This is a genomic window from Microcystis sp. M015S2, assembly GCF_020245945.1.
GTDB lineage: Bacteria > Cyanobacteriota > Cyanobacteriia > Cyanobacteriales > Microcystaceae > Microcystis.
Genome location: NZ_JADBTX010000114.1, coordinates 1 through 21706 on the forward strand (window position 1 = coordinate 1; position 21706 = coordinate 21706).

The 21706-nt window shown below is 45.1% G+C and carries 20 protein-coding genes, 1 tRNA gene and 1 pseudogene; 10 read left to right on the forward strand and 12 right to left on the reverse strand.

Features of this window, described 5'->3' with window-relative positions; genetic code table 11:
• Positions 1-372 precede the first annotated feature (372 nt).
• The 6 genes from IM473_RS19020 to IM473_RS19045 form a co-directional block, all read right to left on the reverse strand.
• Complete coding sequence (locus IM473_RS19020) at positions 373-717, reverse strand: hypothetical protein (protein WP_287658988.1); 345 nt, start codon at positions 715-717, stop codon at positions 373-375.
• Positions 718-725: 8 nt separating this feature from the next.
• Positions 726-1073 carry a Tse2 family ADP-ribosyltransferase toxin gene (locus tag IM473_RS19025; protein WP_287658989.1) on the reverse strand — a complete coding sequence of 116 codons (348 nt, stop codon included), beginning with the start codon at positions 1071-1073 and terminating at the stop codon, positions 726-728.
• Between the two features lie 181 nt (positions 1074-1254).
• Complete coding sequence (locus IM473_RS19030) at positions 1255-5172, reverse strand: serine protease (RefSeq protein WP_287658991.1); 3918 nt, start codon at positions 5170-5172, stop codon at positions 1255-1257.
• 40 nt (positions 5173-5212) lie between these two features.
• On the reverse strand, positions 5213-5821 hold the full coding sequence (locus tag IM473_RS19035; protein WP_287658992.1) for a COP23 domain-containing protein: 609 nt from the start codon (positions 5819-5821) through the stop codon (positions 5213-5215).
• 59 nt (positions 5822-5880) lie between these two features.
• Positions 5881-6981 (reverse strand): S1C family serine protease, encoded by a 1101-nt coding sequence (locus IM473_RS19040; RefSeq protein WP_287658993.1) that lies wholly within the window; start codon positions 6979-6981, stop codon positions 5881-5883.
• A 143-nt stretch (positions 6982-7124) separates the two neighbouring features.
• A complete protein-coding gene (locus IM473_RS19045; protein ID WP_287658994.1) occupies positions 7125-7619 on the reverse strand; it encodes a tetratricopeptide repeat protein in 495 nt (164 codons plus the stop codon).
• A gap of 178 nt (positions 7620-7797) precedes the next feature.
• On the opposite strand from IM473_RS19045, the gene IM473_RS19050 reads away from it, so the two are divergent.
• Positions 7798-8355, forward strand: coding sequence for a Uma2 family endonuclease (locus tag IM473_RS19050; RefSeq protein ID WP_287658996.1), 558 nt, complete (start codon positions 7798-7800; stop codon positions 8353-8355).
• Positions 8356-8423: 68 nt separating this feature from the next.
• Here IM473_RS19050 and IM473_RS22625 read toward each other — a convergent pair.
• A pseudogene (locus IM473_RS22625) lies at positions 8424-9252 on the reverse strand (SWIM zinc finger family protein); the annotation flags it as partial.
• 115 nt (positions 9253-9367) lie between these two features.
• On the opposite strand from IM473_RS22625, the gene IM473_RS19060 reads away from it, so the two are divergent.
• From IM473_RS19060 to IM473_RS19075, 4 genes are all read left to right on the forward strand, one after another.
• Complete coding sequence (locus IM473_RS19060; RefSeq protein WP_002765183.1) at positions 9368-9649, forward strand: ParB N-terminal domain-containing protein; 282 nt, start codon at positions 9368-9370, stop codon at positions 9647-9649.
• A 13-nt stretch (positions 9650-9662) separates the two neighbouring features.
• Positions 9663-10355: a helix-turn-helix domain-containing protein gene (locus IM473_RS19065; protein ID WP_287658999.1), complete on the forward strand. Its 693-nt coding sequence runs from the start codon at positions 9663-9665 to the stop codon at positions 10353-10355.
• Between the two features lie 606 nt (positions 10356-10961).
• On the forward strand, positions 10962-11198 hold the full coding sequence (locus IM473_RS19070; RefSeq protein WP_002799399.1) for a hypothetical protein: 237 nt from the start codon (positions 10962-10964) through the stop codon (positions 11196-11198).
• Complete coding sequence (locus IM473_RS19075; protein ID WP_012266738.1) at positions 11188-11604, forward strand: putative toxin-antitoxin system toxin component, PIN family; 417 nt, start codon at positions 11188-11190, stop codon at positions 11602-11604. Before IM473_RS19070 ends, IM473_RS19075 begins: the two co-directional genes overlap by 11 nt.
• Positions 11605-11838: 234 nt before the next feature.
• Here IM473_RS19075 and IM473_RS19080 read toward each other — a convergent pair whose 3' ends face one another.
• Positions 11839-12687 carry a M28 family metallopeptidase gene (locus tag IM473_RS19080; protein WP_287659001.1) on the reverse strand — a complete coding sequence of 283 codons (849 nt, stop codon included), beginning with the start codon at positions 12685-12687 and terminating at the stop codon, positions 11839-11841.
• 109 nt (positions 12688-12796) lie between these two features.
• Between IM473_RS19080 and IM473_RS19085 the strand changes: the two genes are divergently transcribed.
• Positions 12797-14179 (forward strand): flavin monoamine oxidase family protein, encoded by a 1383-nt coding sequence (locus IM473_RS19085; protein WP_287659002.1) that lies wholly within the window; start codon positions 12797-12799, stop codon positions 14177-14179.
• A 79-nt stretch (positions 14180-14258) separates the two neighbouring features.
• On the opposite strand, the gene IM473_RS19090 is transcribed toward IM473_RS19085, so the two are convergent.
• Positions 14259-16784 (reverse strand): mannose-1-phosphate guanyltransferase, encoded by a 2526-nt coding sequence (locus tag IM473_RS19090; RefSeq protein WP_287659003.1) that lies wholly within the window; start codon positions 16782-16784, stop codon positions 14259-14261.
• A gap of 206 nt (positions 16785-16990) precedes the next feature.
• Here IM473_RS19090 and IM473_RS19095 point away from each other — a divergent pair, with 206 nt between their 5' ends.
• The gene (locus tag IM473_RS19095; RefSeq protein WP_287659005.1) at positions 16991-17182 is read left to right on the forward strand and encodes a hypothetical protein; all 192 of its coding nucleotides are present in this window, start codon (positions 16991-16993) and stop codon (positions 17180-17182) included.
• A gap of 165 nt (positions 17183-17347) precedes the next feature.
• Positions 17348-17421, forward strand: a tRNA-Arg gene (locus IM473_RS19100).
• A gap of 118 nt (positions 17422-17539) precedes the next feature.
• On the opposite strand, the gene IM473_RS19105 is transcribed toward IM473_RS19100, so the two are convergent.
• The gene (locus IM473_RS19105) at positions 17540-18088 is read right to left on the reverse strand and encodes an RDD family protein (protein WP_002794415.1); all 549 of its coding nucleotides are present in this window, start codon (positions 18086-18088) and stop codon (positions 17540-17542) included.
• Between the two features lie 208 nt (positions 18089-18296).
• On the opposite strand from IM473_RS19105, the gene IM473_RS19115 reads away from it, so the two are divergent.
• A complete protein-coding gene (locus tag IM473_RS19115; protein ID WP_002765174.1) occupies positions 18297-18656 on the forward strand; it encodes a DUF6464 family protein in 360 nt (119 codons plus the stop codon).
• Positions 18657-18723: 67 nt separating this feature from the next.
• The gene (gene bioF, locus IM473_RS19120; RefSeq protein ID WP_287659007.1) at positions 18724-19881 is read left to right on the forward strand and encodes an 8-amino-7-oxononanoate synthase; all 1158 of its coding nucleotides are present in this window, start codon (positions 18724-18726) and stop codon (positions 19879-19881) included.
• A gap of 167 nt (positions 19882-20048) precedes the next feature.
• Here bioF and IM473_RS19125 read toward each other — a convergent pair whose 3' ends face one another.
• Both IM473_RS19125 and IM473_RS19130 read right to left on the reverse strand, forming a co-directional pair.
• Positions 20049-21272: an RNA-guided endonuclease InsQ/TnpB family protein gene (locus IM473_RS19125; protein WP_287659008.1), complete on the reverse strand. Its 1224-nt coding sequence runs from the start codon at positions 21270-21272 to the stop codon at positions 20049-20051.
• A gap of 200 nt (positions 21273-21472) precedes the next feature.
• On the reverse strand, positions 21473-21664 hold the full coding sequence (locus IM473_RS19130; RefSeq protein WP_287659009.1) for a PIN domain-containing protein: 192 nt from the start codon (positions 21662-21664) through the stop codon (positions 21473-21475).
• Positions 21665-21706: the final 42 nt, after the last annotated feature.

The window sequence follows — 21706 nt, forward strand, 5'->3', positions numbered from 1 at the left end:
AGACATGGCTTTTTTTCTCCCCTCGCTCTACGGCACTCACTGCTTTCTGTCTTAAATCATCACTATAGGGTGCTGCCATGAAAGCTTCTCCTCATTTCTTTTTCTCTATTATGTCCTAACTATCCCGCTCTTTGCTATAGACTAGAAAACACTAAATACTGATAATTCACAACCCCCCACTTATCCCCCTAATTCGCGTAAAAATTGCATCACCGTTTCAAAACCAACTATATTATTCTATTGGCGGAATAATATAGCTGCTTGTTCTAGGTCAATTTTGGCTTTTTTGGTTTGTTTTAATTTAGCCTATAAAAGACCACGACTACGGATTTTATGAACGGTGGCTAAATAAGTAATCATTGATTTCTCATTTCAGGTTCGCATTAGATTATATTCTTCGCGGATTGATGAAGTTAGAGATTCCACTAAGATTAATTTTTCCTCAATTGACAGGGTTTTTCCTTGTTTAATTAATGTTTGTAAAGGCATTTTTTGCAAATCAAATTCAGGCACAAGTAGAGCCAATTCTTGTGTTTGTTGATTTTGTAAGTCAGTAATTAATTCTTGTAAAAATAGAGAATCATTACTTAAGTCTGAAATTTCATCTTCATAGTTTTCGAGAGCTTCTATTTGTTGAATACGGTCACTATAATTTTTGAGAAGGGATTCGAGAGCTTCGATAATAAATTGGATGTCTTTAAATGATAGAGTTTTCATAGTTTACCTCAACTTACACGATAAAAAAATTCACCAATTACCCTTAAAGCTTGTTGATAGGTTTCTATTGACATGGGAAATAAGGGTTTCCATAACCAGTGATTACCTCGATCATTAATTAATTCTAGCTCACTGGGAATAGAAATTCCCCGATCTAGTTTCCACCAGTTGTTTCCTATTCCCTGAACGGAAAAGGTCGAAATTCCCCCAGGTGTTTGTCCATCGACAAGGGTTTCTTTTACCCATATTTGCCCATTATTTTCATAGATGGCAATATCTTTGTTAGGACGAACATGATCGATTCTGGGAGATGTAGCATTACCTCTACGGTATAAATCAACGGGTGTTTTTATCATTTGTCACCTCCCTAATTCGCGTAAAATCTGCATCACCTTTTCATAAGTTGCCATATTATTCTGTTGGGGGAATATTACTGATCATTGATCACTGATAACTGAAATGTTGGGTTTCCCTTTCCCTGAGAATTGAGAGGTTTTATTTAACATATTTATTCGCTCAACCCAACCTAGAAAACTACTACAGTTGCGAGAACAGTTTTCGAGCATCGGCGATGATTTTATCACCCCAGAGATTTTTTTGCAGGGTTTCAACCTGAGCAAATTCAGGGTCGATTGTAAGCGCACTTTTAGCAAGTTTGATCGCTTTCCCTGTATCGCCTTGACGGTAGAGAGTAACAGCGAGAGCCAGCTGATTTTCGGCAGATTGGGGGTTAATTTCAAGACTTTTTTGAAATTGGCTACTAGCCAAATTTAGATCGCCTTGTTCGTAATGAATTAAGCCAATATTGGTAATCGCAATCAGATCTTTTTCGTCCAGTTCGATAACTTTTTGATAGTCTTGGAGAGCTTCGGGATAGCGTTTTTGTCTTTTGTAAATTTCTCCCCGGAAATTATAAGAGTCCTTGAGCTTGCGGTCGAGAATGATCGCCTGATTAAAATCCCCTAGAGCTAAATCCCATTTTTGAGTTTTATAGTAAAGGGTTCCTCGCGTAGAGTAAAATGAAGCATCGTCTCGCTTAAGCTCAATTGCCTGATTAAAATCCGCTAGAGCTAAATCCCATTTTTGAGTTTGATAGTAAAGCATTCCTCGCGTAAAGTAAAACGAAGCATCGTCTGACTTAATCTCAATTGCCTGATTAAAATCCGCTAGAGCTAAATCCCATTTTTGCCATTCTAGGTACTTGAGGCCGCGTGCGACGTAGGCATTGGGAAATTGCTTGATCTCGATAACTTTCGTGATATCTGCAATCGCTAAATCCCATTTCTTTTGTTGATCATAAATAATATAACGTTGTAAATAAGCCGACCAGTATTTCGGATCGAGTTCGATCGCCCGACTGTAATCAGCTAAGGCGATATCCGATTTTTGCTGTTGTCGGTAAATTTCCCCACGGTTGTAATACAGTTCTGCATCGTTACTATTAAGCTCGATCGCCTTGTTATAATCGGCGAGGGCGAGATCGAATTGATTTTGATGGCGATAAATATCTCCCCGATAGCGATAGGCTAACTCGAAATAAGGATTAATTCGGATCGCTTGGCTTAAATCGGTGAGGGCCAGATCCCATTCTTTTCGATCCCAGTATAAAATTGCTCTAACTCCGTAAGCGAATTCGGGGTTTGGCGAGAGTTCGATCGCCTTGTTAAAATCAGCGAGGGCCAGAGCCAACTTTTGTTGTTGAAAATAAACATTTCCTCGACCGACATAACCAGTAAAATTACCGAGTTCGATCGCCTTGTTCAAATCGGCGAGAGCGAGATCCCACTTTTTCTGGTTAATGTAAAGACTTCCCCGCAACTGGTAACCGTTGCCGGAATTCGGATCGAGTTCGAGCGCTTTATTAAAATCCGCTAGGGCCAAGTCCCATTCTTGCCGCTCCGTATAGAATTGCCCGCGAGTCTCGTAACCCAGGCCGGAATTCGGATCGAGTTCGATTCCTTTCTGATAATCCGCCAGAGCTAAATCCCATTTTTGCCATTTTTCGTAAGCGAAACCGCGCATTAAATAGGTGACAACGGAATAGGGATTAATTTCGATCGTTTTTGTGAGATCGGCGATCGCTAACTCCTCTTCACTTTGAAAAATATAAAAAATACCTCTCATTTCATAAGAGTTAGGATCATTAGGATCGATGGTAATTGCTTTGTTAAAATCCGCTAGAGCTAAATCCCATTGTTTTCGCTCCGTGTAAAAAATTCCCCGGGACCGGTAGGCTGCCGCGAAATTAGCATCGATCTCGATGGCTCGGTTATAATCAGCCAGGGCTAAATCCCATTCTTTCCGCTCTTCGTACACATCGGCGCGAGCTATATAAGCCCTAGAGTTATTCGGATTCAACGTCAGAGCTTGATTATAATCAGCTAAAGCGAGATCCCATTTTTTTAGGTCCTTGTATATATTCCCGCGATTGCTATACCAACTGGAGCGAGGAGCGATTTCTATAGCGCGGTTAATCGCTGCTAAGGCTCGATCGTAACGTTTTACGTTTTGTAGTGCCGACGATAGACTATTGTAATAGTTGGGATTCTGGGGAGAGATTTTGATCGCTTGTTCAAAACTATCGATCGCTTTTTCGGATTGATTCACCTGCTTATAAAATACACCCTGATAATTTAAAATTTCCGCGTGAAATTCCGAACCTTTCTCGCGAGCGGGTAGGGTGGCGAGGGCTTGATCGAGGGCTTTGATCGCTTCCCGAGCTTTGTATTTGCGCCCGTAAACTCTTGCCTTACCGTACCAAGCTAAATAGGTGTATTCGGGATTGTTTAATTGTATCGCCTGATCGAAGGCTTGCAGGGCCCGCTCGTCTTTTTTCAAGCGCCAGAGTTGATTTCCCCGCTCGATCCAGATGTCTGCGGAGGCGTTGGTTTCCGGTATCTCTACACTGACAAGAGTGCGATCGATCTCCTGCTGTTGTTGTGCTGTTAACTGGGGTTGAGCGGTAACGAAAGAAGATAATTTAACTCGAAATTTTTCCTGTAAACCGATAAAACTACTAATCGGAATCCCTAAGCTAAAACCTAGCTGAATTTTACCCTTAACCCCCTCAGAGCGCCCGTGAATACCGATCACCTGTCCTGCAGCGTTTAAGACTGGACCGCCGCTCATACCGCCGAAGGTAATACTGGTATAGACCATATCGTAACCGCCGCTCAGGGAACTAACTCTGATCGATGCCCCACTTTGGGTAATCGTAAAATCACTCTGTCGCGTGGCGAGAAGTCCTTCCTCCTGACTTTTCACTGCACCGCCGCTAAAAAGCCATCCCGCTCGTTTATCGCCGATTTTGGGAAATCCCGCCACAAAAACGGGACTCTCTCGATTGGGGCTATAGTTGGCGATTTCTGCGACCGGATAATTCTCGTTACTCTCGAAGGTAAAAATGGCCAGATCGACCCCTTCCTGTCGAATAATGGTTTTTCGGTCGAGGGGAAGGGTTTTGCCGTCGCTGGTGGTGAGGGTATAGGTGTAATCGGCACAGGTTTTCTCCTCGGAGATTTTCTCACAGAGGACATGATCCGTAGTCAGGACAGTGTAGGTTTTTCCTTCGCGGGCGATAATTGCGCCGCTACCGTTGGCCTGACTGCTACTATCGATCCGGACGGTGAAACCCTTCGCTTTTATTTCTAATTGGGCGATATAGCCAGTATAGGTGGGGTTTTCGATGCCCGGTGAGCTTTTCGGTAAGGGTAATTGGTACGCGGTCAGGATTTCGGGACGGATGTAGGTTAATAGGGTATGAAGGGGAATGCCCCAATTAACCGCTCTCATCTTTTGGATTTCTGCGTCTGTGGGTTTTGTGCCGTCTTCGTAGATGTAGTTAGAGAGAATCGGATGGGCCGATCGCCCGTTAATGCCGATTAACTCATCCTCGAAAAAGATACCACCGCCACTCATTCCCTGCACGATATCGCCACTATAACCGACGCTGTAGCCCTCCCGGAGGGGTCGATCCCTTGTTTGTTCAATTTTCCCGTTATCGGTGGTGTACTGCCCCGTTTCTGCGGAATAACCGGTTACAGTGATATCTAGTTCCGCATCCGGGGAAATGGCGCGAATTTTAGCGATCGGATAATCCCTGGTATCGCTAAACTCCACCAGGGCCAGATCCTTATCTTTTAAAAGGGAATTCGGCGCGATCGAGGCTGTGCGGGTTTGGCCGTCGTGGGTTTGGATCTGTAGGGTGGTCGCGCCGCGGGTAACGTGAGCGTTGGTCAAAACGAGGTATATACTGCCTTTTTTCCCGATAATGATTCCCGATCCCCGATTTATCTCGCTAGTAATCTTAACAGTGACTTGACGGATCGATCGCTCGATCTGCGCGTTTGGGCTGTCTTCCGCCACGATCGCCGGAGCAGAGAAAGGGGATAGCGCTTTAACCGGTACGACGGGCAGAAGTAGGAGGCTTAGGAGTAGGGGAAAGGGTTTCAACATGGTTATTATGGGGAAATTCGGGACGAAATGGGGGAGAATTCTATCGAGTCGGGGTGCAGTTATTTTGCGGGCCAGCAGATCTCGTACCACAGGGTGCGTCGCGATCGGCGAGTGGTGCTTTGGCGAAAAACTCCGTCATCGAGATATAGGTTTTATCTCCGGAATTCTGGAGGAGCATATCCGAGCTTTTCCCCTCTAGGATGTCCATGAGTTGTTGCAAGACTAAATCTGGATTATCGTGGGGTTTAAGGGTAAAAAGTTGGCTATTACCATCGCAGGGATCGCCGGATCGTGAAACGCTGCAGATGATCGGGTATCCCTTCGCCCGGCCGGTGGTGAGATAGTTAAAACGCCCTTGATTATATGCTTTCTGGAATTTTTGCGTGACTTCCTCGCAACGAACCGGGGAACGTTTGGAGAAATATTCCGATTTCCAGCCGATAATCCGCACATTGCCGCTCCTTTGGGGAATCCAAGCGAGGGTAGCGGGGATTTTTCCTCCCGATGCGCGATCGAACACCTCTTTACAGAAGAAGGTGACGCCATTCGGGGTGGTCGATTGGCTGAAACCGGGGGCGATACCACCGAGGAGGACAGTGGCGAGGAGGCCGACGCAAGCGAGACGGTGGGAAATATATCTAGAGTTCATAGGGATAGTTCCTCAGAAAATAGGGATTAGAATCGTGATTAGGGTCAAAATGGGATTATTTAAGGGTTAGCGGCGGCGTTGAGGGTGTAGCGACCCGATTCACCCCCTTCGCGAGAGGTAGCCACTAGGATATAAACTCCATCGGCAGGTAATTCGGTTACAAGTCGAGCGTTAAAATCCCCGGGGGCGCGATCGACGCGCTGGTTACTACGGGCGACCTCTGGGTATTTTGTCCCCTCGGAAGATTGGAGAACGCGATAGAGGACAAGATAGGGAGCGATCTCGTTGCTGTTCATATCCAGAACGATTTTCTGTCCGGCACGACCCTCGAACCCGTAATATTGTTGGTTTTGGTCTTTGGTCAAGTTGCCTTGAACGGTCTGACCGTTAAGAGGGAGCCTCAGGATCTGTACCTGATCGTCCTGTCCTAATGTTGAGACGGTGGAGACATCACCTGTTTTAACTGCGGTGAGGAAAGCTTGCAGGCGATCGAGGGAAACGGCGAAATTAATGCCGCTCTGGGTAAGGCCGATCGGGTTTCCCGCACCGTCGTAAACGTAACTCCCGATATCGCCTGCGACGTTAACCCCCACCACTTCCCCCCGTGAATTCAAAAGCGGCCCGCCGGAATTGCCTTTGTTGATATTAGCGTTGTGTTGCACAATGCCTTTTTCGGGGTCGAGACGGCTGATAATGCCCTGGGTGAGGGTGTTTTGATAGTCCTCGTTTAAGGGTGTGCCGATGGCGAAAACGCTTTCGCCGACTTTGGCGGAGTTCGGACGGGCGAGGGGAAGATAGGGCAGGTTTTGGCGGTTATAAATCCGCAGGACGGCCAGATCCACGCCATTTTTAGCGAAGCCGATCACGTCTGCCGAGGCCTGCTGTCCGTTGGAAAATTTCACCGTCACCACCCGCGGTCCGTCCGCAACAACGTGGGCGTTGGTAATGATGATACCGTCGGGACTGACGAGAAAGCCGCTACCGTGGCCGCTGCCATTTTTGACGGTGACGACGGCGGGGCTGGCTTTCTGATAGACTCTAGAAGCGGTCTGCTCCTGCGCGAGGAGGGGTCGAACGTTTTCCATCGGGAAGCCTCCTGGTTGAACGAGTAGGCCAGTGGTGGCCAGTAGCACCGATAGGGTGAAAGTAATTGGTTTCATCGGGTTGGCTCCTCTTTAGTCGGGGGATACTTGCAAGGATGTTATCGTTGGTTTTTTTCCAATTATGCGATTAAGTTTTAAGTCCTCAGGTTGCTTTTTTCACAAAAGTTTAGAGGGGGAGAGCGATCGCTCTCCCTTGCAACTTACGCACCTATCTGCCGTAGTGCTTCTATGGCGCTGTTGTACATTTCTGTGTTTCCCTGCTGGCGAAATAATTCGGCGGCCGTTGTTAGATCGGCGATCGCATTTTGTCTCTGGTTAAATGCGAGATGGACGATACCGCGGAAATGGTAAGCGTAGGCAGCGCGGGGGTTTAGTCGGATCGCGGTGTTCAGGTCTTGAAACGCCGGCCGCCATTGTTCGCGAATCGTGTAAATCATGCCCCGACCGAGGTAAGCTTCGGTATAGTCTGGATCGAGTTCGATCGCTCTGGTGAATTGAGCGAGGGCGAGATCATATTTTTCCTGTTGGATGTAGTTAATTCCCCGGTTAAAGTGGGCGATCGCTTCTTTGTAGTTCGCTTGAGCGATCCGGGTTTCGACTGGTTGTCGGCTCTCTAGGGCGATGACGGGGCGAACAGTGGCGAGGGTGGAGAGGCCGATTAGACTGACGGTGGTGAGAAGGGCAAAGGATTTCATGGCTAGTTCCTCGGTGAGGGTGATTTGAACTTCTACCTAATTCATCGGTTGTTTTTTTGGGAATATGCAGGATAGGGCAATCAATTTTTTTTCCTTTCGGATACAAAAGGAAAAAGCGCGGCAATCGGCATCGCTTTGTTATCATTTAGTGAAAAATACTTGTTTTTTTTGATGCAATATGGTAAGCAAATCCCCGACGATTACTGATGCGGAATTAATTCGCCTCAGTTGTCAGAACCCGGAATTACGCTTTGAACGCAATGCAGATGGAACCTTAGTCACTATGGCACCGATCGGAAGTATTTCGGCGAATCGAGAAGTAAAAGCGATAACCCGTCTGGCGATTTGGGTTGAACAAAACCAATTAGGGGAAGTCTTTAGTTCTAGCGGCGGTTTTAAGCTGGCTAATAGCGCGGTACGCTCTCCTGATGTGGCTTTTGTCGCTAAAGAGCGTTTACCGTCTGGGTGGCAGCAAAGGGAAGATGAGTTTCTCGATCTCGCGCCAGATTTCGTGATCGAGATCCGTTCTAAAACCGATAGTTTAAGCAAGTTAAAGCGGAAAATGGCAGAGTATCGGGAGAACGGGGTTAAGTTAGGCTGGTTAATTGATCGCCAGAATCAACAGGCTTTTGTCTACCGTCAGGATGGTACGATTACCTGTTATCCCGCCAACGCGATTTTAAGCGGGGAGGATGTGGTTCCGGGGTTCACTTTGGCACTGGAAATCTTGCTCTAAGAGCGATCGCCATTTTTAAAATCCTACAGTAACCTGAGTTCGCGATAAGGAAAAAGACGGGTAGTAAAGCGAATAGAAGTTAATGTTTGGGCATAATCGCGGATATTCTCTGACCACATTTCTGAAAAATTAGCCGATTCTCACCGTAAAATCTTCTCTAAAACTGGATCGCCCCATCCCTGTTGTAAGGCCACTAAACTCATCTCAAAATCGGCATTCCATATCTTCTAAATCATCCCATTCCTCGATACAGGCGCTAATAATTGCTTCTAAAATAGTGATCGCATTATCTGGTTCTCCCTTTTGATAATAATCTTGGGCTTCATCCACTAGGGCGTAAATTTCATTAGAAATTGGCTCTTCTTCGTAGTAATCTTCTTCGATCGCTCGCAGGAATTGCCGCAGTTGATTACGGACAGTATTACGATAAGTTTTGATATTAATAGTTATCTTTCCTACCGCTTTATTAAGTGGGGTAGCTGGCACTAAAAACTTATCAATTGTCTCGATAATTTCTGGGTGTTTAGCCACTAAATGATTAAGCAATTTTCTTAATTTACTTTCATCGATCGGTGTCAATAACTACTCTAGAGAGGCTTTTTTGATAATTAATTCTGGTTGGCGAGAACAGGTTAATAAAACCGCCACAATATGCTTACAACAACCCTCGTAATACTAGGGACAAGAACAGGAGAAATTCTCAAGATTATCTTGGTTAAAATCGATAGCAACTCGATAGGTTTTAACCTCACTACCACTCACTAAAGCTTGTAGATTTTACCCCCGTTGCCAAAGAGAAATAACCGCACCGTTATCGTAATAATATTGACCGCGCTGATAGGAAGCATTGGTGCTATTTTGCTGGATAATTTTTTCACTGATAGGAGGAATAGTCATAGTCAGCAAAGGAGGGAATTGAGTGATAAAATCTTGTCTGTGTTAAGAAAACTGCCGGCAGCGAGGCAGACCACTGCATCAGCAACCGAGTCAACTTATCTTCAGTTTAGCCTAAATGTGCTATAGTGAGGACACTATGGAAATTAAAAACATTCCTCTGTCCCAAATTCGTCGTCCTTTACCGCGACAAACCGATCCCGAAAAAGTTAATCAGTTGATGCAATCGATCGCTGAGGAGGGATTACGAGAACCGATCGATGTTTTGGAGGTGGATGGTAACTACTACGGTTTTTCCGGTTGCCATCGCTTTGCCGCTCATCAGCGTCTCGGTAAAGAAACAATTCTCTGTCGAGTTCGTCGCGCTCCTAAATCCGTTTTAGCTAAACACATCGCTTAAGCTGAGAAGTCCCATGAATGAGTCCTTATATAAATATCATCGGCAAAAATTAGAGCAGTTAATGGCAGAAATTGGCTGTAAAAATCTGGAAGAATTGAGTCAGTTATCGGGTCTATCTTCTTGGCAATTGCAGAGAGTTCGCCATGGTTTAATCGCCAAATTATCCTCTGAATCTTTGGTGAAATTAGCTAATGCGATGCAGCTGCCAGTTAGCGATCTCCTCGCTCATTTTCAAATCCCGACGATGGGGACAGAGGATCGTTCAGGGGAATTAAAAATTCTCGAACAAGAATATCAAAATTTACAGCAAAAATTAGACAAGCAAAAAGAAGAATTAGCCGCAGAATTTCAACGTCAAAGCATCGAAGCGATCGAATCTTGGTTAGTTCAATGGCCCACGGCCGAGGCCGTTGCCCGCAAAAATCCCGACCTAGCAGCCGTCAAAATCCTCTCCCTAGTTAAACCGATTATGCAGTTACTGGAGCGCTGGGGAGTGCAACCAATTGACAGTGTCGGTGATCATGTTAGTTATGATCCGCAAATCCATCAATTGATCGATGGTCAAGCAGCAATCGGTACACCCGTTTTAGTTCGTTATCGGGGCTATCGTCATGGGGAAAAACTACTTTATCGTGCTAGAGTGAGTTTAATTAAAGTAGAAATGCCGGAAATTCAACCAGCAGAAACAGAAAATGTCACCGCTTAAAGTGATAATTCTTGCAGAGCTTTGGTGCTGTGAAAAGTTCCCCTGTGGTCTGCTTTTATCGAAAAAATCGGGTCTAAAACCTCGCCTTAAGGCGAAAAGTTTTTGGAGCGGGGCATAAATCCCCATTACAAAACTAATGGCTACTTGATAACCGCCCCCTGAACGGTTAAAATAAGATTATGGGTGATTCGGAGAAAAAAATATGTCAACGCCCTACGATAACTGTTTTGACCACATTACTGATCGTCCAACTAAATTCTGTTCGCCAGCAATGGTTACAGATGGTTTGCGGAGGTTTATTTGTTGCCGATGTTAGGATACTACTATAGCGGTAAGCGCTTGAGTGAGATACAGACCAAGCTTTGCCTAGCATGGTTTATAGCTCGTGACACTGTACTTCATACGACTGCACACCGCTATATTAGCGACGCTTAAGCGAAACCCAACCACACTAATGTCGTTAAGAATGTTGGGTTTCTAACTGGGATTGGTGCGTTACGCTAACGAAGATCGCACCCTACACGCTACACTCAAGATTAAGAAGGAAACCGAGCAAAAAGTAATGAGAGGGTTGTTTTAAGTTTGTATTTGTGCTACTTTGAAAACATGAAAGCAACGATCCGAAACGTTAAAATTAGCGAGATTCCCACAGCGATCGAGCAGTTAGGCTTATCCGCTCATGCGTGTGTCGATTTCACCATCGAGAATCATGAGATGACGGGGAACGAACAGGAAGAAACCACCCAAGCCTTGATGGAAGTGGTGAATGAAATTCGTGCTTATGCCAAGAGTCAGGGATTGACTGATGAGAAGTTGGAAGAGCTTTTAGTAGATGAATCGTGAACCCATTGTTATCGATACGAACGTCTTTATAAGCTTCGCCTTAAGCAGTACGACAACACCAGCTTTGGCTGTAGAATACGCGATTAATAACTTTATTATTCTGCAAAGTCCCGCAACCATAGGCGAGTTGGTCACAAAACTTCTTCTCCCAAAGTTCGAGAGGTACATTACACTGGAGCAGCGCCGACAACTGCTAGTAAGAATTTTGGAAATTTCGCTGCTGATTAGACCTACTGACCACACTGAAATTTGCCGAGATCGAGACGATAACAAATTCCTAAATCTGGCAACCAGTGGGGAAGCACGCTATCTCATTACTGGTGACAATGATTTGCTTATACTGCAACGCTATGGGAAAACAGAGATCGTTACACCAAGGGAATTTTTAAAAATTGTTCGGCGGTGAAGTACAAAAAATCCAGTTTGAGTGAGATGATCGAAAGAACAACATCGATATGGAAAAACACGGGATAGACTTTAATTTTGCCAAGACAAGTGACTTAAGCAGTAGGTTGGGTTGAGCAATAATAACTTTTGTCTGTCAAATATTAGTGACGCTTGAGCGAAACCCAACCACACCAATGTCATCAATAATGTTGGGTTTCTAACTGGGATTGGTGCGTTACGCTAACGCTAACTTTTATCTCATCGGTAAAGATTGCAATCCAAAACAAAGACCTTGACAGACTCTTGTTAGGAAATTTAAGTCTAAAGTAGCGATTGTATCCCGAGAACTATGATAATAGGGATTACGCATATTAGCAGTATCTGTCACCATAATTGCCGAATAACCGCAATCCCAAAAGGGAGAATGATCGCTGCGTCGAGTATCGGGGACGATATAACCTCCAAAAATTACGGGCAACCATTCGCAGGGAGTTTGATTTTCTCGCAGGACTCGACTGAGAAAAATTAAATCCTTGCGGGTTTTGAGATTGCCAATCAAAGCGATAAAATCCCCAGTGTTGGGGTAAAAATATTCTAGAAAAGCTGGATATTTTTGAGAATGGGGATTTTTATCACAGTAACCGAGCATTTCTAAGGATAACATTAACCTTAAATCCTGCTTAGTTTGTTTTAATTTTTCTGCGTAGGCAATGCTCCCCAGTAATCCGTATTCTTCTAGATCGAAGGCAATTAAACGAATTGGATAATTAGCCTGATTTTCCCCAAAAAACCTCGCTAATTCTAATAATACCGCTAATCCCGTGGCGTTATCGTCGGCCCCCGGCGACCCCGGCACCGTGTCATAATGAGCGCCAATTAAAATCGGAGGTTTTTGACTGTTGTTAGGCAAATCCAAGATTAAATTTTCGTAAACTTTTCCCTGAAATGAGAAAAAATGTGATTCAACCTTTCCCCAATTGCCTAACTCTTGTCGCAGGTATTCTCGCACATAAAAATGTCCTTGACTAGAGAAAAAAGGGTTTCTTTCTCGGACAATTTGTTCTAGGTGTTGGCTTAAGCGATCGCTAATAAGATCAAACATTGATGGTAGCAGATAATTTAATTAAAAGAGCCAATGGATAGAGAAACTGAGGCAAAAATCGGGGAGAATAATAATTGTTAATGATCAAATATTCTGTGGAGCTAAAATCATGGCAAATCTCCAATTGACTAGCTATGAGTGTATCGTGATCGGGGCAGGATTAGCAGGATTAATCGCTGCGCGTAATCTCCAGAGGCGAGGTCATCAAGTTCTGGTGATCGAAGCGCGAAATCGTTACGGTGGCAGAATGTCTGGTCAATATCTCCCCTCGGGACAGTGGATCGATCGAGGTGGTCAGTGGGTAGGCCCAACCCAAGAGCGTTTTTTAGCCCTCCTTGATGAGTATAAAATACGTCGTTTTCCCTCTCCCAATCAGGGAAAAACCGTCCTAGTGTTCAACAACAAACGCTATGAATTCAAAGGTTTTTTTCAAGGTTTCCACGAGGGAGAAGTACCCGATATCGGCGCGGCAGAATGGCAAGATGCGATGTCAGCATGGGCGCGTTTTCAAGAACTAGCCAAAACCCTACCTTCCGGTTATCCCCAAAGCAACGATCACACCAAAAAACTAGACAGTAAAACTTTTGCCCAGTGGATTGAAGAAAACACCACCACAGATTTTGGTCAATGGTATTTTGCTTATATGGTGCGTGCAGTGGGTTTTCTCGGACCGGCCGAACCCCAGCAAGTTTCACTGCTGCACGTTCTTTGGGGACAAAATTGCGCCCCTCAGGCCGAACATCCAGAAGCCGAACTGATCCATGGCGGAGCCGGACAAATCCCCGACAAGATCGCGGCGGAGTTAGGAGAGCAAATTCGACTGGGGGAACCGGTTGTTCGCCTTAATTATGACTCGGCCGGTGTCACCGTAGAAACCAGCCAGAACACTTTTACTGCGAAATTTGCCATCATTGCCATGCCGCCCCATCTTGCCGGCCGCATTATTTATCATCCCCCGCTGCCACCCCAGCGAGAACAACTAACCCAACGAGTACCGATGGGATGCTGCGCTAAAATCCTGATTTCCTATGAGCAACCTTTCTGGCGAAAACAGGGACTAGCGGGAGTTGCCCAAGGAAATTGTCAATGGTTGGAACTCTGTGCTGATAGTTCCGATCCTGAAACCGGCGTCGGGGTAATCGCCACCTTTGTGGTTGGCGATCGCTATAGCCGTTGGCGCTCGATGAGTGGACCGGCGCGTCGTGCCGCCGTCCTCTCGGATTTAGCTATTTATTTCGGTCAAGAGGCTCTTTTCCCGATCAGTTACGATGAGGTGGATTGGCCCGGGGATCCTTGGACTGGTGGCGCATATTCCGCTTTTATGCCCCCCGGAGTCTGGACAAGTTTCGGCGAGGCTCTTTTTACTCCCGTCGGACCGATTCACTGGGCCGGCACAGAAATGGCCGATCGCTGGCCGGGATTTTTTGAGGGAGCGATCCGCAGCGGTGAGGCGGCGGCTGATCGAATCGCCTTCCTTTTGCGGAAAAAATGAGCATCTACAGGGCTAAGACACTTTTTAGGTCAAAAAAGTCATCATAGTCAATTTTCGTGGATAATAGGGCATAAAAATCCTAAATCATCACTATTTCGCCCTGGTAATGTTCGACGAAATATTGGACACGATGACGATATTCTTTAATTGTCCGATCGACCCATTCCCGCTGCTCACTGTTAGCGTAGATATGCACTAAAGGTTCTCCAGCATCGGGTAAAATCAATACCCAGTCATCATTAAGGGGATTAATCACCTTGACTCCATCGATTAACTCTAGATTATCGGTAGCGTGAGTTTCCACCAGATAGCGCATCAAAGATCCCTTGACTTTCCAAGGACAGCGCACCGCCGTACTTTTATTATAAATGCGCGGTAACTCAGCCCGCACCTGAGCTAGAGAACGTTCCTGAATGGTTAACATCTCCAAAAGTTTGGCCACGCTGAACATGGCATCGAAACCGGGATGTAATTGCGGAAAAATAAAGCCAGTTTGCCCAGATCCTCCTAAAACCACGTTAGGATTGGTTTGACATCCTTCCATTAAAGCGCTAGGACTGGCTTTTGTCCGCACCACCCGGCCATCGTGACGACGCGCGATCTGTTCCACGGCACTAGAAGCATGAACCGGCACTACCACTGTACCGCGAGGATGGGCGGTCAGAATTGTATTCACCATTAAAGCAGTTAATTGTTCCCCGCGAATCGATAAACCACTCTCATCGACGAGGACTAATTGTTCCCCGTTGGCCGAAACTTGTACCCCTAAGTTCGCTTTCAGGGCCTCCACCACATGGCCCAATTGATGGATTAGTAACTCTCTTTCCTGCATGGAAAGAGCATTCTGACGTAAACTGGCATTGAGAACCACGGCATCACAGCCAAATTTGGCCAGTAATTCCGGTAAAATTGCTCCTGAGACTCCGTAGGCGTAATCAATGACGATTTTGGAACTACTATTGCGAATAGCCTCCACATTTAGCTGAGTTTCAAAGGTTTTGCGGTAATTATCAAGAATATCAGCCGGATAGGACATACTGCCGATTTCCTGCATTCCCACCCGTCGCAGATCTTCTTTGAAATAGGCCCCTTCGATTTTCTTTTCCCTCGCTTTGGAAACATTAATCCCTTTTTCGTCTAAAAACTCGATTAAGAGAAAATCTGGGCGATCGGGGTGAATACGAACGTGAATGCCACCGACTACGTTTAATTTAGACACTAAAGTCCGCGAAATCGGTAAAGCATTCGCTTGTAGGTTTTGGATATTCACCCCCACGGACATTAAACCGGCAATCAGCGATCGACTGACCATGCGCGAGACACTACGTTGATCCCGGGAGACGATTACCGTTGACCCCGGTTTGAGGATGGAACCGTAGGCTGCCCCCAGTTTAACGGCGAATTCGGGCGTGATATCGATGTTAGCGAGGCCCGATACTCCTCGTTGACCAAAGAGGTTTTTATGGGCAGTATTTCCCCAAATCAGGTTAATATTGAGGATGGCTCCCGATTCGATCTGTTTACTCGGCCAGACTCTTACTCCAGAGTTGATCTGCGCTTCTTCCCCCACGATCGATAATTGTCCGATCACCGCACCTTCGTGTACCTGGGCCCGTCGATCGATTCTGGTTCCCCTAGCGATCGTACAAGCGGCTAAATTGACCTCATCCCCGATCACCACACCATTCCAGAGGATGGGACGTTTCAGATCGGAACCGGCACCGATGGTGACATTATCGCCGATAACCGAACCCCTCTCGATCAGAACATTTGCACCAACGCGGCAATGATTGCCGATCATGGCCGGGGCCTCAATGTGGGCGCTAGGATCGATATAAGTATTAGTACCGACCCACACCCCGGGGGATTTTTCTCGATAGGGAAATTCTAGGTTAACTTTGCCGGATAAAGCGTCGTATTGCGCTTCTCGGTAGGCCTCCAGATGACCGACATCGCACCAATAACCATCGGCCACATAACCATACATAGGTTCGCCCCTTTGCAGCAGCAGCGGAAACAAATCTTTAGAAAAGTCGGATTCTTCTTTGTAGGGGAGATAATCGAGGACTTCTGGTTCGAGAATATAAGTTCCGGTGTTGACAGTATCGGAAAAAATCTCGCTGGTGGATGGTTTTTCGATAAAACGGCGAATTCTGCCTTCTTTGTCGGTAATCACTACCCCAAACTCGATCGGATTGGCAACCCGCGTCAGGACGAGGGTTGCTTTCGAGTTTTTACTTTTGTGGAATGCGATCGCTTTTTGCAGGTCAAAATCGGTGATACTATCGCCACTAATCACCAGAAAGGTATCATCTAACCATTCGGCGATATTTTTCACACATCCTGCGGTGCCTAGGGGTTGATCCTCCTCGACAGCGTAGGTGATTTTTACCCCAAAGTCGCTGCCGTCTTGAAAGTAGTCGCGCATGACATCGGGGAGATAGTGCAGGGTGGTGATAATTTCGGTAATGTCATGCTTTCGCAGTAAATTAATAATATGTTCGGCGATCGGACGGTTGAGAATCGGTACCATCGGTTTGGGAAGATCACAAGTAAGCGGACGTAATCTTGTCCCCGAACCACCTGCCATTAATACCGCTCGCATAATTTCCTCCCAAGGCTATCTTTTCGCCGTTTTTAAATATTTTTTGCAAATTATGGCTTTAGTTTCCCGACCTCGATCGAGCTAGTTCCTAACCGGCATTCTAACACCGTCCCCCCGATTCAGAACAATATTTTCTTTTCCCAAGCCGGCAAAACCCAAGCTTAAAATAGGAGATGTGAATTGTCTAAATCTAAGGATGAGATGGCATGAGACTCGTTGTTTTTATCTTAATAATTGTTTATGGTGCCGGTGGTTGGAAATTCTGGAATGGATACAGAAGCACTAATTTTAGTTCCAGTTTACCCAATCGTTTAGCTCTAACACTGTTCTGGCCGCTTCTGTTGGCTGTTAATCCCGCCTATCGCAAGAATTTTCAAAAAGCCCTCAAGGGCAAATAAAATTAACATACTGCCAAAATCGCAGCCATAAAACAGAAAGGGGGTGGATATCGAGGCGTTTTCTCCCTGATTAGTCGAGATTACCCCCCCCCAAAAAACCCCTAAATAATCCATGGTGATCGGCAATTTGGCCGTGGACGTCTTATCATGGTTAGGGAAAAAATTGGGGTCGTAGCTCAGTTGGATAGAGCGAGTGCCTCCTAAGCACTAGGCCGCCGGTTCGATCCCGGCCGATCCCGCCTTTTTCAGTGATCAGTGATCAGTAAACAGTGAAAAGATACTGGGAAACTGCTATTTAATACTGCTCACTTAAAACTTAAATCTGATCACTGATAACTGATCACTGATAACTGATATTTATCTTCTCATTCTGCCCTTAACTTGATACCAAAGCCTTCTTAAACGTAGATCGAGAGAAAAACCTCGACGGGTGGGAATAACAATCGTGCCACCGATGCGATCGTGGAAAGCTCGGTTCAATTGCTCATCACCGATCGCCATACCACAATCGGCGAAAAGGGGCGAAGATAATAAAATCAAGCTTAAAGGATTGCCAAAAAAAGTATTTAACCCTACCATCATTAAAGCTGCCCCGCCACCAGCGATCGCCTCTCGTTTGCTTAACTCCAAAATTCCGGGTAAACGCTGAAGTTGTAGATCGATGATCTTCATATCCAAGGCCCAACGTCCTAAACTCTGACCCTGATTCTGCGCTACCAATAACACCCGCAAACACCACCAGATCAGGAGAAAAAGGAAGAATTGCAGTACGGGTGTACCGTTAGCAAAGGAGCTTAAAAACCAGATCGAGGCAAAGTCGATCAGGAAAGCATAGGCACGACGATCTAAGGGAATTTTCGGAAATTTTTGCGGTAGATTATCTTCAGGCGGGATGGGGTAAACCATAAACTAAATTCTCGGAAAAATCCTGCTGTTTATCTTCTACTCTAATCGGGAAATTGGCAATTCTAGAGTGAGTGGAACGAACCACAGAGACACAAAGGACACAAAGATTGATCGCTATTATATAAGTTAAACTTATCACACAAAGAATAAGAGAGCCAGAGATCTAGGCTACCATTGAGCAAAGGTAGCCCAGAATACAGGGATAATCATGGAGCAAGATTCATTACTAACGGAGGTTATTCTGACCCATCCTCGGCAAAGTTTGGGAGAGATACAGTTGGATTGGATGCCACAACCGGGTAATTATTTGGCCTTAAAAGGACAAACCTATGCGGTTTTGGAACGTCACCACCAGTATCAATACAAGATTGGTGGCTATTGTTTACGCAAAATATCCCTTTATGTACAAACTGCTCCCACTCCTAACGAAAAAAGTTTGATTGAAGGACGTTGGGTGATGGGGGATGCTAGTTGTCGTTTTAACGCCAGATCCGAACTGTTACGCTGTGCGATTAACCCCTCCGGTCCCTGTCAAGATTGTCGTTTTTACGAAACTATTAACCCTTAAAAGAGCCTTTTTCGGCAACAATCTGGCTATTTTTCCCCTAGCTAACCACTATATTGATCAATCGCCCATGAATCATCCTTATTCTTGGATCGAGGATAGCTTAAAAACCCTCCATCGGGCTAATTGGTATCGAAGGGTTAAAACCATTCAAGGCCGGGGCGGAGCCGTTATAGAATTAGAGGGTCGATCGCTGATTAATTTTGCCAGTAATGATTATCTGGGATTAGCAGCCGATGAAAGAATGATCGCAGCAGCCATAGCAGCGACACAACGCTATGGAACTGGAAGCACCGGCTCGCGTCTATTAAGTGGACACCGAGATATTCATCGAGACTTAGAATTAGCGATCGCATCTTTTAAAAATAGCCAAGACGCGATCGTTTTTAGTTCGGGATATTTAGCCAATTTGGGGACAATTACCTGTTTAGTGGGGCAGAAAGACCTGATTTTAGGCGATCAATACAATCACTCTAGCCTCAAAAATGGAGCCAAGTTAAGCGGTGCCACGGTGAAAGAATACCGGCACAATAGTCTCGAAGATTTAGAAAATCAGTTATTAGCCCACCGTCATCACTATCGTCATTGTTTGCTCCTCACCGATACAGTGTTTAGTATGGATGGGGATATCTGTCCCCTAGCGGGAATTCTCGCTCTAGCCGAGATTTATAATTGCATGGTTTTGGTGGATGAGGCCCACGCTACCGGAGTTATGGGGGAAAATGGCACAGGTTGCGTGGAATATTGTGGTTGTCAGGGACGGGAATTAATTCAGATGGGGACCCTGAGTAAAGCTTTAGGCAGTTTAGGGGGATATGTGACCGGAAACGCCAAAATTATCGATTTTATCCGCAATCGCGCCGCTACCTGGATTTATACTACCGGTTTATCCCCCGCCGACACCGCCGCCGCTAGAATGGCTTTAGAGATTATTGGTCTGGAACCGGAACGTCGCCAACGCTTACACCAAAATATTAATTTTGTCAAGAGTAAATTAAATAATCTTAATATATTGCCTTCGGAAGCGGCGATTTTATGTTTACCGGTAGCCAATCCGGGTCAAGCCCTAGAATTATCGCAAAAACTGCTAGAAAAAGGGATTTTTGCCCCCGCAATTCGTCCTCCTACCGTTCCCACCAGTCGTCTGCGGTTGACTGCCATGGCCACCCATAGCCTCGCCCATCTAGAGGTTCTTGTCCAGTCTATTGGCGAATCTTTCCCCACATAGGGAAAAAGTTTTTGGTGGGAGCAGGGTACGGGAACGGCTTATGCTGCGGCAGGTTTAGGGACTCTTGAAAGGATTGACAATTTTTAGCCCATCAATGTCTGAATAGTTAGTAAAAGTATAGTCAAATATAGACAGACTGAATTCCATTTCAGAAATTCCTTTCACTTTTACTTCGAGAGATTGATTCTCCTTGGGTGAACTACGCACCTCTCTATCCCATAGCGGTTAAACGCATTTGGGAATGCTTTTCGTAAAATATTGTAGGAACCCATGACATCAGATTGAATCAGAATCCCCTTATCTGTACGATATAACCCTCGTTTAATTCTTTTTCCTGAAAACACTGGCTTTTCAGTTATCTGTCCATAAACGGGGAGAGGATCGTCATTCAAAAAATTAGAAGCTGAGGTATAGGATTCTTCTTGAAGAATCACAGAGATTCCTACTAATTGACATTTATAACTAATCATCTCAATTAATCGAGCATGAGGGATGGTCACAAATTTTTGATTATTGACTTTTCCTAAGTTCACTTCTTGTTTCCAACCGTCATTTTTCCCAATTACTAAAGTTGTTATCTCTTGGTCAACTAAGAGATTGACTAAATAACGACTAGCCTGATGAAGATAATCATCTACTTTCTGATTACGACAGCGAGTTAAACAGCAAATTCTCTGGGAACTTTGACGATTGCCTTTTAACAGAGATTGTAACTTAGCCCGACGTTGGTTATAAAATTGATTGAGGCTTTTTAACGGTCTGCCATTAATCAACAAAGGGATAAAGTCCGGTTGATTTGAAGTTACAGCCATCAAATTATCTATGCCTAAATCTATCGCAGCTATTTTTTCATTAGGAGCTAAGAACTGTTCGGTTTTCTCATAAATTACCTCAATTACATAACAATCACATTTAGGAACTATTCTGACTTCTGCTATGCGCTCCTCTACTCTCGTCGGCAAGGCAATTGAAGTACCTGATAATTTGACTATTCCTTGCCTAAGACCTACTTTGCTTAGGGCTTGAATCGTGTAAACTAAGATATTTCTTCCTTTTTTTTGCTCCTTATAGCCAGGGATTTTGGGTTTTCCCAGAAATTTATCGGGATGATTTTTAAACTCCGATGAAGCGGCAAAAAATGATTGCCAGTTTTTGTCTAATCTTCTTAAAACTTGTTGGGAAACTTTAGCGGGTAAAGCTTGATACTGTTCTGTCTTTTTCATGAGAGCGGCCATCTGATTATAGGTCAAATAGCCATGACCATAAATGAAGTTTTGTCGGATTAAATAATTGGCTGAGTTGTAGAGATTTTTAGACTGCCAAGATAAATTATCTATCTCAGCCCAAAATCGATGTCCTTTCTTGATAATGTGTCTTTCGGCTACTAACATTATTATCCGTTGTCTTTTAACTCAGCGTCGGGTTTTGAAGGGTTGTCATCCGTTGTGATAATTGTACCAGAAGGCAATTGATAGCCTGTTAAATTCCCTTGTTTCCACCACCTCCAAGCCGTTCGATAACTTATTACTGTTTTTTTTTGCCTAGTCCGATAGTTTCATGTCCATGTATTACCTTGTCTGACTATATCTGACTATATTTGTATTGAAACTTTACAATACCCAAATGGCTCAAGTTTGCGGCTTGCCGCTAAATATTCGCAGGCAACCTGCCAAATTAAAACTCCCTCTGTCAGATTAGCTACTAGAGAAGCTGCGATTGCCTGCTTACCAGGATCACGCGAATCATTGACGTAAATTAAAACATTTGTGTCAACGGCGTTCATGCAACATATCTCTCGTAAACTGGGGAGCATTAGAGGGAATGG

Excerpts from the sequence above, each read along its gene's own strand:
- IM473_RS19020 (WP_287658988.1), bottom strand. The coding sequence starts at position 717 with ATGAAAACTCTATCATTTAAAGACATCCAATTTATTATCGAAGCTCTC.
- IM473_RS19025 (WP_287658989.1), bottom strand. The coding sequence starts at position 1,073 with ATGATAAAAACACCCGTTGATTTATACCGTAGAGGTAATGCTACATCT.
- IM473_RS19030 (WP_287658991.1), bottom strand. The coding sequence starts at position 5,172 with ATGTTGAAACCCTTTCCCCTACTCCTAAGCCTCCTACTTCTGCCCGTC.
- IM473_RS19035 (WP_287658992.1), bottom strand. The coding sequence starts at position 5,821 with ATGAACTCTAGATATATTTCCCACCGTCTCGCTTGCGTCGGCCTCCTC.
- IM473_RS19040 (WP_287658993.1), bottom strand. The coding sequence starts at position 6,981 with ATGAAACCAATTACTTTCACCCTATCGGTGCTACTGGCCACCACTGGC.
- IM473_RS19045 (WP_287658994.1), bottom strand. The coding sequence starts at position 7,619 with ATGAAATCCTTTGCCCTTCTCACCACCGTCAGTCTAATCGGCCTCTCC.
- IM473_RS19050 (WP_287658996.1), top strand. The coding sequence starts at position 7,798 with ATGGTAAGCAAATCCCCGACGATTACTGATGCGGAATTAATTCGCCTC.
- IM473_RS19060 (WP_002765183.1), top strand. The coding sequence starts at position 9,368 with ATGTGCTATAGTGAGGACACTATGGAAATTAAAAACATTCCTCTGTCC.
- IM473_RS19065 (WP_287658999.1), top strand. The coding sequence starts at position 9,663 with ATGAATGAGTCCTTATATAAATATCATCGGCAAAAATTAGAGCAGTTA.
- IM473_RS19070 (WP_002799399.1), top strand. The coding sequence starts at position 10,962 with ATGAAAGCAACGATCCGAAACGTTAAAATTAGCGAGATTCCCACAGCG.
- IM473_RS19075 (WP_012266738.1), top strand. The coding sequence starts at position 11,188 with ATGAATCGTGAACCCATTGTTATCGATACGAACGTCTTTATAAGCTTC.
- IM473_RS19080 (WP_287659001.1), bottom strand. The coding sequence starts at position 12,687 with ATGTTTGATCTTATTAGCGATCGCTTAAGCCAACACCTAGAACAAATT.
- IM473_RS19085 (WP_287659002.1), top strand. The coding sequence starts at position 12,797 with ATGGCAAATCTCCAATTGACTAGCTATGAGTGTATCGTGATCGGGGCA.
- IM473_RS19090 (WP_287659003.1), bottom strand. The coding sequence starts at position 16,784 with ATGCGAGCGGTATTAATGGCAGGTGGTTCGGGGACAAGATTACGTCCG.
- IM473_RS19095 (WP_287659005.1), top strand. The coding sequence starts at position 16,991 with ATGAGACTCGTTGTTTTTATCTTAATAATTGTTTATGGTGCCGGTGGT.
- IM473_RS19105 (WP_002794415.1), bottom strand. The coding sequence starts at position 18,088 with ATGGTTTACCCCATCCCGCCTGAAGATAATCTACCGCAAAAATTTCCG.
- IM473_RS19115 (WP_002765174.1), top strand. The coding sequence starts at position 18,297 with ATGGAGCAAGATTCATTACTAACGGAGGTTATTCTGACCCATCCTCGG.
- bioF (WP_287659007.1), top strand. The coding sequence starts at position 18,724 with ATGAATCATCCTTATTCTTGGATCGAGGATAGCTTAAAAACCCTCCAT.
- IM473_RS19125 (WP_287659008.1), bottom strand. The coding sequence starts at position 21,272 with ATGTTAGTAGCCGAAAGACACATTATCAAGAAAGGACATCGATTTTGG.
- IM473_RS19130 (WP_287659009.1), bottom strand. The coding sequence starts at position 21,664 with ATGAACGCCGTTGACACAAATGTTTTAATTTACGTCAATGATTCGCGT.